The 14,553-nt window shown below is 47.5% G+C and carries 15 protein-coding genes; 2 read left to right on the forward strand and 13 right to left on the reverse strand.

Translation table 11 applies throughout. The annotated features are described in order from the left end of the window. Positions 1-15: 15 nt before the first annotated feature. From Q7V21_RS09095 to Q7V21_RS09155, 13 genes are read right to left on the reverse strand one after another with little or no spacing between them, the layout of a single operon-like run. Positions 16-1,299, reverse strand: coding sequence for a dihydroorotase (locus tag Q7V21_RS09095; RefSeq protein ID WP_304916991.1), 1,284 nt, complete (start codon positions 1,297-1,299; stop codon positions 16-18). Continuing rightward, positions 1,299-2,270: an aspartate carbamoyltransferase catalytic subunit gene (locus tag Q7V21_RS09100; RefSeq protein ID WP_304916992.1), complete on the reverse strand. Its 972-nt coding sequence runs from the start codon at positions 2,268-2,270 to the stop codon at positions 1,299-1,301. Before Q7V21_RS09100 ends, Q7V21_RS09095 begins: the two co-directional genes overlap by 1 nt. Further along, complete coding sequence (gene pyrR, locus Q7V21_RS09105; protein ID WP_304916993.1) at positions 2,260-2,790, reverse strand: bifunctional pyr operon transcriptional regulator/uracil phosphoribosyltransferase PyrR; 531 nt, start codon at positions 2,788-2,790, stop codon at positions 2,260-2,262. Before pyrR ends, Q7V21_RS09100 begins: the two co-directional genes overlap by 11 nt. After that, positions 2,787-3,206 (reverse strand): Holliday junction resolvase RuvX, encoded by a 420-nt coding sequence (gene ruvX / locus Q7V21_RS09110; RefSeq protein WP_304916994.1) that lies wholly within the window; start codon positions 3,204-3,206, stop codon positions 2,787-2,789. The genes pyrR and ruvX overlap by 4 nt, the downstream gene beginning before the upstream one ends. Continuing rightward, positions 3,203-3,757, reverse strand: a complete 555-nt coding sequence (locus tag Q7V21_RS09115; protein ID WP_304916995.1) for a YqgE/AlgH family protein — start codon at positions 3,755-3,757, stop codon at positions 3,203-3,205. Before Q7V21_RS09115 ends, ruvX begins: the two co-directional genes overlap by 4 nt. 5 nt (positions 3,758-3,762) lie before the next feature. Then, positions 3,763-5,136, reverse strand: a complete 1,374-nt coding sequence (gene trkA, locus Q7V21_RS09120) for a Trk system potassium transporter TrkA (RefSeq protein WP_304916996.1) — start codon at positions 5,134-5,136, stop codon at positions 3,763-3,765. A gap of 9 nt (positions 5,137-5,145) precedes the next feature. Next, complete coding sequence (locus Q7V21_RS09125) at positions 5,146-6,420, reverse strand: sigma-54 dependent transcriptional regulator (protein WP_304916997.1); 1,275 nt, start codon at positions 6,418-6,420, stop codon at positions 5,146-5,148. Between the two features lie 2 nt (positions 6,421-6,422). Next, positions 6,423-8,582 carry an ATP-binding protein gene (locus Q7V21_RS09130; RefSeq protein WP_304916998.1) on the reverse strand — a complete coding sequence of 720 codons (2,160 nt, stop codon included), beginning with the start codon at positions 8,580-8,582 and terminating at the stop codon, positions 6,423-6,425. After that, positions 8,567-9,148: a DUF4390 domain-containing protein gene (locus Q7V21_RS09135; protein WP_304916999.1), complete on the reverse strand. Its 582-nt coding sequence runs from the start codon at positions 9,146-9,148 to the stop codon at positions 8,567-8,569. The genes Q7V21_RS09130 and Q7V21_RS09135 overlap by 16 nt, the downstream gene beginning before the upstream one ends. Continuing rightward, the gene (gene rsmB / locus Q7V21_RS09140; protein WP_304917000.1) at positions 9,126-10,433 is read right to left on the reverse strand and encodes a 16S rRNA (cytosine(967)-C(5))-methyltransferase RsmB; all 1,308 of its coding nucleotides are present in this window, start codon (positions 10,431-10,433) and stop codon (positions 9,126-9,128) included. The genes Q7V21_RS09135 and rsmB overlap by 23 nt, the downstream gene beginning before the upstream one ends. After that, positions 10,426-11,358 (reverse strand): methionyl-tRNA formyltransferase, encoded by a 933-nt coding sequence (fmt, locus tag Q7V21_RS09145; protein WP_304917001.1) that lies wholly within the window; start codon positions 11,356-11,358, stop codon positions 10,426-10,428. The genes rsmB and fmt overlap by 8 nt, the downstream gene beginning before the upstream one ends. An 8-nt stretch (positions 11,359-11,366) precedes the next feature. Next, entirely contained in the window at positions 11,367-11,870 is a 504-nt protein-coding gene (gene def, locus Q7V21_RS09150; RefSeq protein ID WP_304917002.1) for a peptide deformylase, read from the reverse strand. A 39-nt stretch (positions 11,871-11,909) separates the two neighbouring features. Continuing rightward, positions 11,910-12,227 carry a cytochrome c gene (locus Q7V21_RS09155; protein ID WP_304917003.1) on the reverse strand — a complete coding sequence of 106 codons (318 nt, stop codon included), beginning with the start codon at positions 12,225-12,227 and terminating at the stop codon, positions 11,910-11,912. 183 nt (positions 12,228-12,410) lie between these two features. Between Q7V21_RS09155 and Q7V21_RS09160 the strand changes: the two genes are divergently transcribed. Both Q7V21_RS09160 and dprA read left to right on the forward strand, forming a co-directional pair. After that, positions 12,411-13,445: a LysM peptidoglycan-binding domain-containing protein gene (locus tag Q7V21_RS09160; RefSeq protein WP_304917004.1), complete on the forward strand. Its 1,035-nt coding sequence runs from the start codon at positions 12,411-12,413 to the stop codon at positions 13,443-13,445. Between the two features lie 10 nt (positions 13,446-13,455). Continuing rightward, positions 13,456-14,553 (forward strand): DNA-processing protein DprA (gene dprA, locus Q7V21_RS09165; protein ID WP_304917005.1); only part of this gene is annotated, 1,098 nt, incomplete at its 3' end.

Genomic DNA, 14,553 nt, shown 5'->3' on the forward strand with positions numbered 1-14,553 from the left:
TATGACTCCGTGAAGTTATTTGGCCGAGCGTTGATAAACGACTTTGCCCTGAAATAGGGTATGGCTGACTTGATGCTGAAACAGCCATCCGCCAAACGGACTATTTTTTCCGGCACTGATAAATGAAGAAGGCTGACAGTCATATTGCACATCCGCATCAATAATGCAGATATCTGCACTGGCACCGACTTTGAGCTGCCCTGCATCAATACCCAAAATCGCGGCGGGTTGACAGGTCAAACTGGCGATTGCTTGGTGCAAGGTAATTTCATCATCTTCAACCAGCTTCAAAGTTAATGGTAGTAGTGTTTCCAAGGCTGACATGCCGGGCGTGGTTTCGGCAAATGGACCTAATTTGGCATCGGCATCCAAGGGTTGATGATGGGAAGAGACGGCTTGGATAACCCCATCGCGTAAACCTTGTTTGAGTTGTTCGCGATCCCGAACGCCACGCAGCGGCGGCATAACATGACTGAAACTGTCGTAATTACCCAAATCATGTTCGCACAGATGCAGATGATGAGCACTGACATCTGCCGTAACGGGTAAGCCACGTTCTTGTGCTTCGCGGATCAACTTGACTGCTTTACCAGTGGATAGACTATGAAAGTGAGCGCGTACTCCGGTTTGTTCGATAAGAATCAAATCACGGCTGACGGCGATGGTTTCGGCGCTTTCAGGAATTCCAGATAAGCCAAGGCGAGCACTGACCGTACCTTCATGTACACAGCCTTGTTTTTGCAGCCAGGGATCAGCAGCGTTGATAAATACGGTCAAATCCAATGTGGCGGCATATTCGAGGGCGCGTCGCCAGACGACAGTGTTTTTGATTTCGGACACGCCATTGCTGACACCGACACAGCCAGCTGCTTTAAGTGCGGCCATTTCAGCCAGCAATTCGCCATTCAGTTTTTGTGTCAAAGCTCCAACGGTAAGCACCATTGTCCGACCGGCTTTTTTGGCCCGATCTTCAATTAATTCCACTACAGCGGGATTATCAATAACGGGATCGGTATCGGGCGGAACAGTCAAAGTAGTAATGCCGCCAGCAACGGCAGCACGGGTTTCACTTTCAATCGTTGCAGTGTGTTCCTGACCGGGTTCACGTAATCTGGCACTTAGATCAACCAGGCCGGGACAGACGATTTTATTGTAGGCATCAATCTCAATATCGGCATCAAAACCGGGAAAATCTTCTGCGATAGCAACAATAAGCCCGTTATCAATATAGACATTGTGATCAATATCCAGCTGGCTGGCAGGATCAATGACTCGACCATTTTGAATACAAATCTTCATTATTCGATCTCTGCCTGTTCTGATTGACTGGCTAGTGCCATGGACATGACGGCCATACGAATAGCAATTCCGTGAGTGACCTGTTCGAGGATAACCGATTGAGGTCCATCAGCCACTGAAGAGGCAATTTCTACACCGCGATTAATTGGACCAGGGTGCATAACAATGGCATCCGGTTTGGCATATTTCAGCTTTTCTTCGGTCAGTCCGTAATAGCGGAAATATTCACGGGCACTCGGCAGCAAAGCGCCTTGCATCCGTTCCAGTTGTAAACGCAACGTGATGATCACATCGACGTCCTTCAGACCCGAAGTCATATCGTGATAAACGTGTACGCCCAGTGTATGGCTATCTCGGGGTAATAATGTCTGTGGCCCAATAACCCGGATCTCACCTACGCCCAGAGTCGCTAATGCCTGTATTTGGGAGCGCGCTACCCGCGAATGCAAAAGATCACCGATGATAGCCACCCGTAAGTTGGCAAAATCCTGTTTATGACGGCGGATAGTAAACATGTCGAGCATTGCCTGGGTGGGATGTGCATGACAGCCATCGCCGGCGTTGATAACACTGACATGTGGTGCAACATGTTGAGCGATAAACTCAGCCGCACCACTTTGATTATGGCGAACCACAAACATATCAGTGTGCATGGCTTCGAGATTATGCAATGTGTCGAGCAGGCTTTCGCCTTTGGAGGTGGCAGAGGTGCTGATATTAAAGTTCATCACATCAGCTGACAGCCGTTTAGCGGCAAGTTCAAAAGTAGAGCGGGTGCGTGTGCTGTTCTCAAAAAACAGATTGATGATGGTTTTACCGCGTAACAGCGGGACTTTTTTTACCTGGCGGTGACTGATGCTGGAAAACTGCTCAGCTCGATCCATGATTTCCGTTAACAGCGGGCGTTTCAGACCTTCAATTGTCAGAAAATGCCGGAGCTGGCCACTCTCTGTCAGTTGATTACTCTGCATATGCCGCTCCTGCAGCGCGTACTTCCAGTTGCAAACCATCTTTATTGCGTAACTTCAAATGTTGATTCCGCGGCAAAATCACGGAGGCTCCGACAATATCTGGACGGATGGGTAATTCACGACCATCCCGCTCAATCAGTACTGCCAAGGTCACGCTGGCCGGACGGCCATAATCAAAAATCTCATTCAAAGCTGCTCTGGTGGTGCGGCCACTGTAAAAAATATCGTCCACCAACAGCAGATGACGATTATCGACTTCAAAAGGCAGGTCGGAAGGGGAAACCTGCGGGTGCATGCCGATGCGGGTGAAGTCATCGCGATAATAGGCAATATTCAATGTGCCCAGTGGCGCATCAAAAAAGTCTTCTCCAAGAATATTCTGCAAGGCTTTTGCTACCCATACTCCACCGGTATGAATCCCCACCAACAGAGGATCTTTATCGGCGAGTTCCTCGCGTATGGTTTCAGCCATCTCTTCGAGCAGGTTTTGAATTTCCGCTGATGTTTTGGGCATTGTCATTGTTGGTCCAACCATGATTGAAGAATAATTTGAGCCGAAAGTTTATCGACATCACTGCGTTTATCAGTCTGCATTTTACTGCGTATTCCCATTTGATCGAGTGCTTCAAAGGTCGTTAAACGCTCATCCTGCCAGACCACTGGAATATTAAAACGATTGTTCATACGGTTGCCAAATTTACGGGCGGCAGCGGTCATTAATTGTTCAGTGCCATCCATATTCAGCGGCAAGCCTACGACGATTAAGCCGGGCTGCCATTCAGCGATTAGCTTAGCGATGCTATCCCAGTCTGGTATACCATCCCGGGCAGGTAAGGCGGCAATGCCTTTGGCGGAGTTGGTTAACTGATGGCCAACCGCCACACCGATTGATTTCATGCCAAAATCAAAGCCGATAATGTTCTTGTCAGAACTCATGCATGGCCTGTGGTATTAGACATCAGATTGATGTCGATGCCCAGTAATTTTGCAGCGGCATGCCAGCGGTCTTCCGCTCGAGTTTGATAGAGCAGTTCAGAGGTGGCTGCTACCGTCAGCCAACTGTTTTCAGCTATTTCCTGTTCCAATTGACCTGCTTCCCATGCGGCATAGCCCAGTGTCACAATGGAGTTCGGCGGTCCATCTTCAGTACCTAGCGATTGTAGAATATCGCTGGAGGTGGTCAAAAAAGTTTCATCGGTGATCTTCATGGTGTTTTTCCAATGGTCGCCGCCATCATGTACCACCATGCCCTGATCTTTTTGCACTGGCCCACCAAATAATACGGCTGTGTTATTGGCCCATGCTGAATTATTGGTAATTTGCAGATGATTGAGCAGCTCACTCATCATGATCCTGGTGGGGCGGTTAATGATTAGCCCCATTGCACCGTCTTCATCGTGTTCACACAGATACACCACCGAGTGATAGAAAAAACTGTCTATCAGCGTGGGCATGGCGATCAGGAAATGATGTTTAAATGAGGTCATAAGCGTTAGAAGAAACTGAACCCGACTTGGAACAGCCGTTCTACTTCTTTGATATAGCGCTTATTGGTTAAAAACAAAATGACATGGTCTTCGGCTTCGACCATGGTGTTTCGATGCGCGATGATAACTTCGTCACGCCGGACAATTGCACCAATCGAGGTGCCCGGTGGTAAATCAATTTCCTCAATCCGCCGACCCACCACCATGGATGAACCTTTATCACCATGCGCGATGGCTTCCAAAGCCTCAGCAGCACCGCGACGCAGGGAATGCACCGCGACAATGTCGCCACGGCGGATATGAGCGAGCAGGCTGCCAATAGTTGCTTGTTGGGGTGAAAGAGCAATATCAATGGTGCCGCTTTCTACTAAATCTACATAAGCAGCACGATTGATCAACGATAATACTTTGCGAGCACCAAGCCGTTTGGCCAGCATCGCCGACAGAATATTTGCTTCGTCGTCATTGGTCAGTGCACAGAACATATCGACATTGTCGATTTCTTCTTCAAGTAATAATTCTTCGTTAGCAACATCGCCAAGCAAGACGATACTCTTGGATAATTCTTCTGATAGATAATCAGCCCGGGCGCTATTGGCTTCGATGATCTTGATTTGATAGTCGTTTTCCAGTGCTCGTGCCAGACGAATCCCAATATTGCCACCACCGGCCAACATAATACGTTTATAGGGTTTTTCCAGGCGGCGTAGTTCGGCCATCACCGAGCGGATATCTTTGCTGGCAGCGATAAAAAACACTTCATCATCAGCTTCGATGACCGTTTCAGCCTCAGGCAGAATGGCTTTGCCATTACGGAATATGGCGGCAACCCGGGTTTCGGTTTTAGGAATGTGTTTACGTAAATCGCGAAGTGGATTTCCTACCAATGGGCCACCATGAAACGCTCTGACCGCAACCAGTTGCACCAGGCCGTCAGCAAAATCCAGTACCTGCAAGGCGTTAGGATGACTGATCAGTCTTTCAATATAATCGGTGACCAATTGTTCGGGGCTGATGATGACATCAATAGCAATGGCATCATTATTGAATAACTCAGGTTTGGTGAGATATTCCTGAGCGCGGATACGGGCAATTTTGGTCGGCGTGTTATACAGCGTATGGCATATCTGACAAGCTACCATATTGGTTTCGTCACTATTGGTTACTGCCAGTACCAAATCGGCATCTGCGGCACCGGCACGTGCCAAGACATCTGGATGCGAAGCCAGGCCCTGGATAGTGCGGATATCGTAGTGATCCTGAAGTTTATGCAGACTATTGGCGTCGGTATCAACCAAAGTAATGTCATCATCTTCACGAGCCAGGGTGGCAGCAACAGAGGCGCCTACTTGACCGGCACCGAGGATGAGAATCTTCATTACAAATCCTTAAACTTGTTTACTATCAATGCCCAGGGCTCGCAGCTTGCGGTAGAGATGGGTGCGCTCCATGCCTGCTAATTTAGCGGCCTTTCCCACATTGCCATCCGTTTCCTGCAGTTTTTGCAGTAAATAAATCCGTTCAAATTGCTCGCGTGCTTCACGTAATGGCTGATCAAAATTGATACCGGTTACGTCATCTGCTTGTGGTGGCTGCTCGGCTTGCAGAGCGGATTCAACATCCTCGACATCAATATCATCTGAATCGCCGAGCACCAATAGTCGCTGAATAACATTTTTCAGCTCCAGTACATTGCCCGGCCAAGCATAATTACGTAGCCGATTCTGTGCTGCCACAGTAAATCGACGATAGGGCAGATCCGCTTGCGTGGTTTGCTGATCAACAAAGAAATGTACCAGTTCAGGGATATCTTCAACATGATCACGCAGAGCCGGTAATTGCAGTGTGATGGTGTTCAGCTGATAAAACAAACCTTCACTGAAATCACCGCGGGCAATAACTTTGTCTAATCCAAGTTGGGTAGCGCAAATCAACTGACATTCTCTCAGCCGGCCACTTTCCAACAGATGTTGCAGCAAGGCTTGAGCTTCATCACTGAGCAAGGCAACGTCATTAATGTAGATAGTGTTGTTTTGTGCCAGAGAAATTAATTTATGGCTATCTAGCGGAAAGCTTTCCGGGCTGACTTCAATAAACTTGCCACTGCTGTATAAGCCCAGTCGATGCAGATAATAAGCAAAACAGTGTTTGCCGGTACCACCCTCACCAATCAGCAAAATCGGCATTTCATGACCGGCAACCCGTTCGGCTTGTTCGCGAAGTTGTGCGATTTTTGGGCTTTTACCAACCGGTTCCAAGGCAAATTCATGGCGCTGTGCCGCTTGTTTGGCACGGTTTTCTATGGCTAATTCTACTGCGCGGAGTAATTTGGCCATCGATAGCGGTTTTTCAATAAAATCACTGGCCCCTGAACGTGTCGCTTCAACGGCGGTTTCGATGGTGCCATGTCCGGACATCATGACAATGGTGACACCAGGATTTTGTTGCTTGAATTCCTTGAGCAGGCTGATACCGTCAACATCTGGCATCCAGATGTCGAGCAACACTAGCTGTGGCTGTTGTTGGGCAAAAACCAGACGGGCTTCTTCGCCATTGCTCGCGGTAGTAACCCTGTAGGCTTCATCTTCGAGAATGTCTTTAATGAGCTCACGGATATCCGGTTCATCATCTACAACTAAAATAAGTGGTTTTTCAGTACTCACGCCTAATCTTCCTCCAGTGGTAGCCGGATTATTATACCTGCTCCTTCGGGGTTAAGGTTTTCTGCCCAAACATCCCCGCCATGTTCTTCGATAATTTTTTTCACTATAGCAAGACCCAGCCCGGTGCCTTTGATTTTAGTGGTGGCATAGGGTTCAAACAGTTTGTCTACCATATCTTTTGGAAAACCCGGCCCGTGATCGTTAATGATGATTTCCAGCCAGGGTAAATGTTGCTGCATTATCAAATGGTAACTGATGACGATATCTACAGCTTTATGCGCTTCTTCACTGGCTTCGATGGCGTTTTTCAACAAATTGTGGAATACCTGACGCATCCGGTTTTTATCAACATTGACATGAATTTCAGATGGGCTGTTCAGCAAGGCAAACTGATGATTGGCATGACTTTGATACAAGGTTAAAACTTCACGAAGTAACTGGCCTATCGAAACCTTTTCCAATTGTAAGCCCGGACTGCGGGCATAGTCTGAAAACTCATTGACCATATCTTTCATGGCTTCAACTTGTTGCACAATGGTATCGGTGAGTTTTTGTAATGTTTCGGTCTGATCCGGTGGTACCAGTGAGGCATATTTGTGTTGTAAACGTTCGGCAGATAATTGGATTGGCGTTAATGGATTTTTAATTTCATGGGCCAGGCGCCGAGCCACTTCACCCCAGGCAGCGTTTCGTTGAGCCTGAAGTAAGGCGGTGATGTCATCAAACACAATAACCCAGCCGGTATCTGCTGGCAAAGGGGTGCCGTGACACATCAATGTTTGTCGCCCTTTGGTCTGTTGCAGTTCAATCTGCTGTTGCCAGGCGACCGCTTTGAAGGTGTAGTTTTGGATCAATAAGGAAAAACTATGCAAGTTGTCGTTGAGTTTCCCCAGAGAATCCAGAGAGCTTTCCAGGCGTTGCTGCAGATTAACACCAAGAATTTTACTACTGGCAACATTCGCTGTACGAAGATACAGATCGTTATCAATGGTAATAACGCCACTGGATAAACTGCCCAGAACAGTCGTCAGATAACTGGTTTGTTGTTCAAGTAAGCGATGGCTTCTGTCCGAGGCATTTCGGGCCTGGGTCAGCCGTTGTGTCATCTGATTGAATGATCGCACCAGAAAACCGATCTCATCGTGTCCCGAAGCGGTAAGTTGCATATTGTAATTACCGGAAGCAACCGCCTGTGTACCGGCAGCCAATTCTTGTAACGGCTGAACCATGCGTCTGGAGATCCAAACGGCAAACCAGATAGAAGCCAACATGGTCAGGAAAACAATAAGACTTAAGGTTAAGGTAAAAATGGTGACCAATGGTTTGCGTAAATAGCTAAGTTCTTTATAGTCGGTATAGGCATCCTGCACATTTTTCCCTAATGAACTCAAATGATCATTGACCGGAAAAGACACATGTAAATACCGCTCTTCTGCCAGCACGGATTTACGCGGCAACATGACTGCTGCACTTAATTCCAGTTCGTCATTTGCTGCCGGATCCAGGCCGATATAATCTTCACCTTTTTGCAGGCGGCGAACAATAGAGTCATCGGGGGCTTCGGGAATAAAAATAGCCGGATTTTCAATACTGGAAACCACCAGCTGCCCACTGATATTCCAAATCGTGATTTCCAGCGCACCACTTAACTGCATCAGTTCCCGCAGACTATGGCTAAGTCGGGCATCCGGTAACTCTGACAATACACCAGCCATCATCCGTGTCTGCCTTAACAATGTGCGCATACGGATTCCAAAGGCACTGCGGCTCAATTCCAGCGAATCCTCTAAAGCCTGCTCCACTTTTACATCAAACCAACTATTGATGCCTCGTTGCAGGAAATGCACAGAGAACCCATAAACAATGCTGGTGGAGCCGACAATCAACAAAACAAATAAGCTGACCAGCTTCAATGTGAGGCGGGAACCTGGCGCTTTACGTTTAAAATCACGATAAAGCCGATATAAACCCCGGCCGAGAATAATGGCCAGCAGTAATAGACATACCAGCCCTAAGCCAAAAATGTAGAGAAATAAATCACTGAGTCGGGAAGTATCCTGAGTCGCCGCACTGAGTAAATAGGCCAGAACTAATAATAAGAAGGCCAGTGAAAAATACGGTGCGGTTCCGGTACTAAGTCCCCTGATCAATTGGAAGGCCATGCCACCTCGAACCAATCACTGGCTAAATCCCACTTACTGGATAAAAATGCCCCCGGACGCATGGGTGACGGTAAGGCGTTCAAATCAATTTGACTGCGTAATCTGAGAATAAGATTATTTGTTTCAAGCGTGTGCTGTGGCGGCAAACTTAAATCTTTTATCACCCCCATACCCGTTAAAGCACCTTCCATCGTTGGGTAATTACGATGGGTTTTGGTTTCCATCGAATGTAATAAATATTGTTGTGACAGATCGTGGTAACGCAAAACATAACGTAATTCGGTGGACCAGATAGTGTTGCGCCACTGCCACCATTCACCCAGAATGGGATAAACCCGAATGAGTTGAATTTCCTGAACAAAGGTAATGGGTACGCCGTTATAAAGCGCCTCTTTCACCCGAGGATTCAGCGGGTAATGAATATTGGCATTGAGTAAATAGCCATTACCGGCGGGAGAAGTATTGGCGTCAGCAATGTAAAATTGCTCTGCCTGAACGGTTTGGACCGATACAAACACAAAAACAATAGACGTCAGTAGACGTTTAACGGTGACGTAAGCAGGCATAATAGAAACCATCCAGATCGTTATCTCCCGGTAGCAATTGATAGCCGAAGCCTGCTCTTCGTGCTGGAGCCATTGCTGGGATGTGCTCCATCGCATCAGGCTGACGTAACAAAAATGCTTCTATCTGTAATTCATTTTCCTGCTTAAATGCAGAGCAGGTGGTATAAACTAGCAAGCCATCGGGTTTCAGTAATGGCCACAATTTATCCAGTAAATCTTGTTGTTGTCGTGCTAATTGCGGGATATCCTCAGGTTTTCTGAGCAGCTTGATATCCGGATGCCGACGAATGACTCCGCTGCCACTGCACGGCGCATCAATCAATATACGGTCAAATTGCTCACCATTCCACCAGTTTTGTATATCACTGGCATCTGCTGCCAGGCAATTTGCACTCAAATGTAGTCGAGAAAGGTTTTCATCTACCTGCTTAAGCCTTTCATCACTGATGTCCAGCGCGGTCATCTGGTTGCTCGGGAATCTTTCCAGAATATGACAGGTTTTACCGCCGGGTGCAGCACAGGCATCAAGAATGCGCTGCCCTGGCTGTAAATCAAGTAAATCAACAACTTGTTGTGCAGCGCCATCTTGTACTGAAACGGTGCCATCAATAAAGCCGGGCAAAGCAAAAACATCACAGGCCTGCTCCAGCAGAATGCCTTCAGGACAATTTTCGATAGCCGTCGCAGCAATATTGGCTTTTGATAATAATTGCAGATATTCTGCCTGAGAATATTCGCGTCGATTGACTCGCAGCATCATCGGTGGTTGTTGATTATTGGCAGTCAGTATCTGCTGCCAGTGATCGGGCCAATCGGTTTGGTATTTTTCAATCAACCATGCTGGATGAGCAAAGTTGCTGACGAGGTGTTCAGTTAAGGATTTTTCCAGGGCATCCTGTTGGCGCTGATAATTGCGCAGACAGGCATTGATTAAGCCGCTGGCCCATTGTTTGTTGAGTAGTTTGCAGGCGTTGACGGTCTCCGAGAGTGCAGCATGATCCGGAATTCGCAATGAACGCAGCTGGTAGATACCCATCAGTAATAAGGCAAATACATCACCGTCTTTGGATTTTAAAGGTTTGGAAAGTAATTGCCGGCCAATGAATTCAAGTGTGGGATACCAGCGAATCACACCATAACTAAGCTGCTGAAACAAGCTGCGTTGCGTTTCATCCAGTCGTTTGGCGATATCTACAAAAGCCGTGTTTAACGATTGTCCCTGAGTTACCCGCTGAATGACCAAGGCGGCTGCACTGCGCGCGCATAAGGTTTTGTTTTTAGCCAAAATGATCACCGGCTTTTAACGGGTGAGCATTGAGGAAATCCGTAACTGGCATGGCTTTTTTTCCGGGAGCCTGGAGCGTCAATACGCGGATAGCACCGTTTCCAGTGGCAATATCAATTCCGTGTCGATCTACCTGAATAATGGTACCCGGTGCAGCATTCTGATGGGGGGGGGCTATGACGGCAGCATTCCAGATCCTTAGCATCTTGTCTTGCCAGGGCGTCTGAGCCACCGGCCAGGAGTTGAACGCGCGGATTTGCCGATCAATTTGCTCAGCGGGTTGTGACCAGTCGATGTTGGCTTCCGCTTTGTGTAATTTTGCCGCATAACAGCTTTCGGCATCATTTTGCGGACTAGCCAGGGCCTGTAAATGCTCAAAGTTTTCCAGCGTTTTCAGTAATGTATCAGCACCCAGTGTGGCGAGTTTATCGTGTAATTGCTCGCCGGTATCTGAGGCTTCAATGGGGATTTCTGCACGCTGCAGAACGGGTCCAGTATCCAGCCCGGCATCCATTTGCATAATACAAACACCAGTTTTAACATCGCCGGCCAGAATGGCACGTTGGATCGGTGCGGCACCGCGCCAGCGAGGTAATAATGAGGCGTGAACATTGATACAGCCTAATCGAGGAGTATCTAAAACACTTTGTGGCAGTAACAAGCCATAGGCCACGACAATCATCAAATCGGCCTGATAACTGGCAAGCGTTGCCCGATCTGTTTCTGCTTTGAAATTGAGAGGTTGTTCAACAGGTATTTGATGTTGTAAAGCGAGTTGTTTTACCGGGCTGGCAGTCAGTTTACGGCCTCGGCCTGCTGGTCGATCCGGTTGTGAGTAAACTGCGCAGATTTCATGATCTGTCGTCAGTAAAGCGGCCAGCGTGGTTGCAGCGAAGTCAGGGGTGCCGGCAAAAATGATGCGCATGGATATCCTTATAGTTTTTGTTTCTGGTGTTTCTCCAGCCGTTTTTTGATGCGTTGACGTTTAAGGTTGCTTAGATAATCAACAAATAGTTTGCCTTCCAGATGATCGATTTCATGCTGAATGCAGGTAGCCAGAATTCCATCGGCCTCCATTTCAAACGTTTCGCCTTGCAGATTTAAGGCACGAACGCGAATTCTGTCGGCACGGGTAACCATCTCATAAGCTTCTGGAACAGACAGGCAGCCTTCTTCGAAATCACGTTCACCTTCTGTGACCAGCAATTCCGGGTTGATTAGAAACAACGGGCTGTCTTTTTCTTCTGAAACATCAATGACGATTAAACGTTTTTGTTCGTTTACTTGAGTTGCCGCCAGACCGATACCTGGTGCATCGTACATGGTTTCCAGCATGTCGTGAGCCAACTGGCGAATGTCGTCATTGACCTTCTTGATTGGAAGGGCTTTCAGGCGCAACCGCGGATCGGGGAAATGCAATATGTTTAATAAAGCCATGTTAATACCTGCAATGAATCAATTACTCAGCAGCTTCAGTTAGTTCAAACTTGCGTAATAAGCGGCGAGATTGGCGATATCCTCGTCGGATAAATTCGTCGCCTGCATTTGCATAATAGCCGCCATGCCACCCTGACGTTGTTTATCACGATAGGCTTTGAGTGCTGACTCTAAATATTCAGCATTCTGTCCGGCAAGGTTGGGATAAACCGGCATAATCGCGATACCATCTGCGCCATGACAGGTTGCACATACGGCTGATTTTGCTTTGCCGGCAGCGACATCACCTGCAGCATTCACCAGTGAACTCATACTGCTCACTGCAATGCCAACAATAAAACAGGCTGTTAATTTCATCGTGTACTCCGTCAAATAAGGCTGCCGGGTATGGCATAAAAAGTTTAACCAGTCGAGATATCGACACATTATAAACCAAGTTTGTTGCCGGATTACTTGATTAGTGTAAACGCTTATTAGACACTATGAGCCGTTGCTGTCTGTCCAGGGATATGGCTGCCCTGTAGCGTCCATGAGGATTTTATGATGATGCGTCACATCTGTTTGGGTTTAATGGCCCTGTTGATGAGTTCTACGTTGTTGGCAAACCAGGTAGCCCTTAACCCAAACCATCCCGAACGTTATGTGGTGGTCAAAGGCGATACGCTTTGGGATATATCAGCAAAGTTTCTTCAATACCCTTGGCATTGGCCTGAGATATGGCAGGTCAATCCACAGGTCGAAAATCCCCACTTAATCTTTCCCGGCGATGAATTAACGTTAGTTTATCGTGATGGACGGCCCGTACTTGAGTTAAATCGTGGCCAGCAGACTTTCAAGCTTTCACCTGAAATGCGCGAAATCAGAATGGATGAAGCAATCCACACTATTCCGTTATCAATTATCCGTCCATTTTTAACCAAACCACGGGTGGTGGGAACCGAAGTACTGGATGCGGCCCCTTACGTGGTCTCCACAGCAGATGAAAGATTGTTATCTGGAGCCGGAGATCACGTTTATGTACGCGGTATCATCGATCCAGATGATACTGAATTCAGTGTGTTTCGTGGCGGGAAGATTTATTTTGATCCCAATACTGGAGAAGAGCTGGGTGTGGAAGCCATCTATTCCGGCGATGGGGTAATAAAACAGCCAGGCGAAATATCCACGTTGAATCTTACCTATACCGAACGCGAGGTTATGGTCGGAGATCGATTGTTAGCTGTAGAAGATGAGGATTTTGAACTCAACTTCTTTCCAAGAGCTCCCTCCCAGCCGATGGATGGCATGATTATTTCGGTTTTTGATGGTGTCTCACAGGTCGGACAATATCAAATCGTGGTGTTAAACCTTGGCACTCGTGATGGACTGGAGAGCGGTCATGTCTTGTCTGTTTATAAAGCCGGAAAAACTATTCGAGACACGGTCAGTGCCGATCGAAAAGCAACGGTAACCTTGCCGGATGAGCATGCTGGTGAAGCAATGGTATTTAAGCTCTATGAAAAAGTGAGCTACGCCATCGTAATGAAAGCAACCACTTCCATGCATCTGTTTGATAAGGTGCGTTCCGCAGAATAAAGGAAACAGATTGCATAGATTCTCCAGTTCGCAACTGTCCTTAGCATGTCTGCTGGCCTTACAGCGAATCCCCGGTGTCGGGCCGGTTACCTTTAATAAGCTGGTAAACCAGGTTCATCAGCCAGCAGATATTTTCCGCGAAACCCGACTATTAAAGGGCATAGATCCGACAGTTTTGCAGTTATTGCAGTCGCCTGACTGGGATCAGGTAGAGCGCGATCTGGAATGGTTATCGGCAGATAGTCGCCACGTCATTGATCAGCAACATCAGTTTTATCCAGAGCTGTTAAAACAAATAACCGATCCTCCAGCATTATTGTTTGTGCAAGGTGATGTCACGTTACTGAGTAAATGGCAGCTGGCGATTGTCGGCAGTCGAAATCCCTCGGCTTCAGGACGTGATAGTGCTTTTGAATTCGCCCGTTATTTGGTGCAGGGCGATATCGTGATCACCAGTGGGTTAGCGACAGGAATTGATGCCGCAGCGCATAAAGGTGCTTTAGCGGCAGCCGGCAAAACCATTGCAGTGATTGGGACTGGATTGGATCGAGTGTATCCGGCAGCTCATCGTGACTTGGCACATCATATTGCTGAGAACGGCGCCATTGTTTCAGAGTTTCCTTTAGGCACTTCTCCCAAAGCGGAGAACTTTCCCCGCCGTAATCGTATTATCAGTGGCCTGAGTCTAGGTACGCTGGTGGTGGAGGCCGCCGTAAAAAGCGGTTCTTTGATAACGGCAAGAATGGCGATGGAGCAGGGCAGAGAAGTGTTTGCTATCCCTGGGTCTATCCATAACCCGTTATCTAGAGGTTGTCATCAGTTGATCCGAGAAGGAGCCAAGCTGGTTGAAACGGCTAATGACATTATTGAAGAGCTTGGAGCCATGGCTGGCGTGGTGCCGCAATCTGATCAAAAGTTTGATCAAACAGAAGAGGATAATGGTGCAGCGGAATTAGATAAAGATTACCAGCAACTGTTTGAGTTTTTGGGTTATGACCCTATCCACATCGATATACTTATTGACAAAAGCGGATTGACGGTTGATGCCGTTTCATCCATGCTGTTATTACTGGAGCTGCAAGGTCAGGTTGCATCATTGCCCGGAGGA

It is taken from the genome of Methylophaga sp., assembly GCF_030651745.1.

Coding starts and splice junctions, on each gene's coding strand:
- Q7V21_RS09095 (WP_304916991.1), bottom strand. CDS start 1,299: ATGAAGATTTGTATTCAAAATGGTCGAGTCATTGATCCTGCCAGCCAG.
- Q7V21_RS09100 (WP_304916992.1), bottom strand. CDS start 2,270: ATGCAGAGTAATCAACTGACAGAGAGTGGCCAGCTCCGGCATTTTCTG.
- pyrR (WP_304916993.1), bottom strand. CDS start 2,790: ATGACAATGCCCAAAACATCAGCGGAAATTCAAAACCTGCTCGAAGAG.
- ruvX (WP_304916994.1), bottom strand. CDS start 3,206: ATGAGTTCTGACAAGAACATTATCGGCTTTGATTTTGGCATGAAATCA.
- Q7V21_RS09115 (WP_304916995.1), bottom strand. CDS start 3,757: ATGACCTCATTTAAACATCATTTCCTGATCGCCATGCCCACGCTGATA.
- trkA (WP_304916996.1), bottom strand. CDS start 5,136: ATGAAGATTCTCATCCTCGGTGCCGGTCAAGTAGGCGCCTCTGTTGCT.
- Q7V21_RS09130 (WP_304916998.1), bottom strand. CDS start 8,582: ATGGCCTTCCAATTGATCAGGGGACTTAGTACCGGAACCGCACCGTAT.
- Q7V21_RS09135 (WP_304916999.1), bottom strand. CDS start 9,148: ATGCCTGCTTACGTCACCGTTAAACGTCTACTGACGTCTATTGTTTTT.
- fmt (WP_304917001.1), bottom strand. CDS start 11,358: ATGCGCATCATTTTTGCCGGCACCCCTGACTTCGCTGCAACCACGCTG.
- def (WP_304917002.1), bottom strand. CDS start 11,870: ATGGCTTTATTAAACATATTGCATTTCCCCGATCCGCGGTTGCGCCTG.
- Q7V21_RS09155 (WP_304917003.1), bottom strand. CDS start 12,227: ATGAAATTAACAGCCTGTTTTATTGTTGGCATTGCAGTGAGCAGTATG.
- Q7V21_RS09160 (WP_304917004.1), top strand. CDS start 12,411: ATGATGATGCGTCACATCTGTTTGGGTTTAATGGCCCTGTTGATGAGT.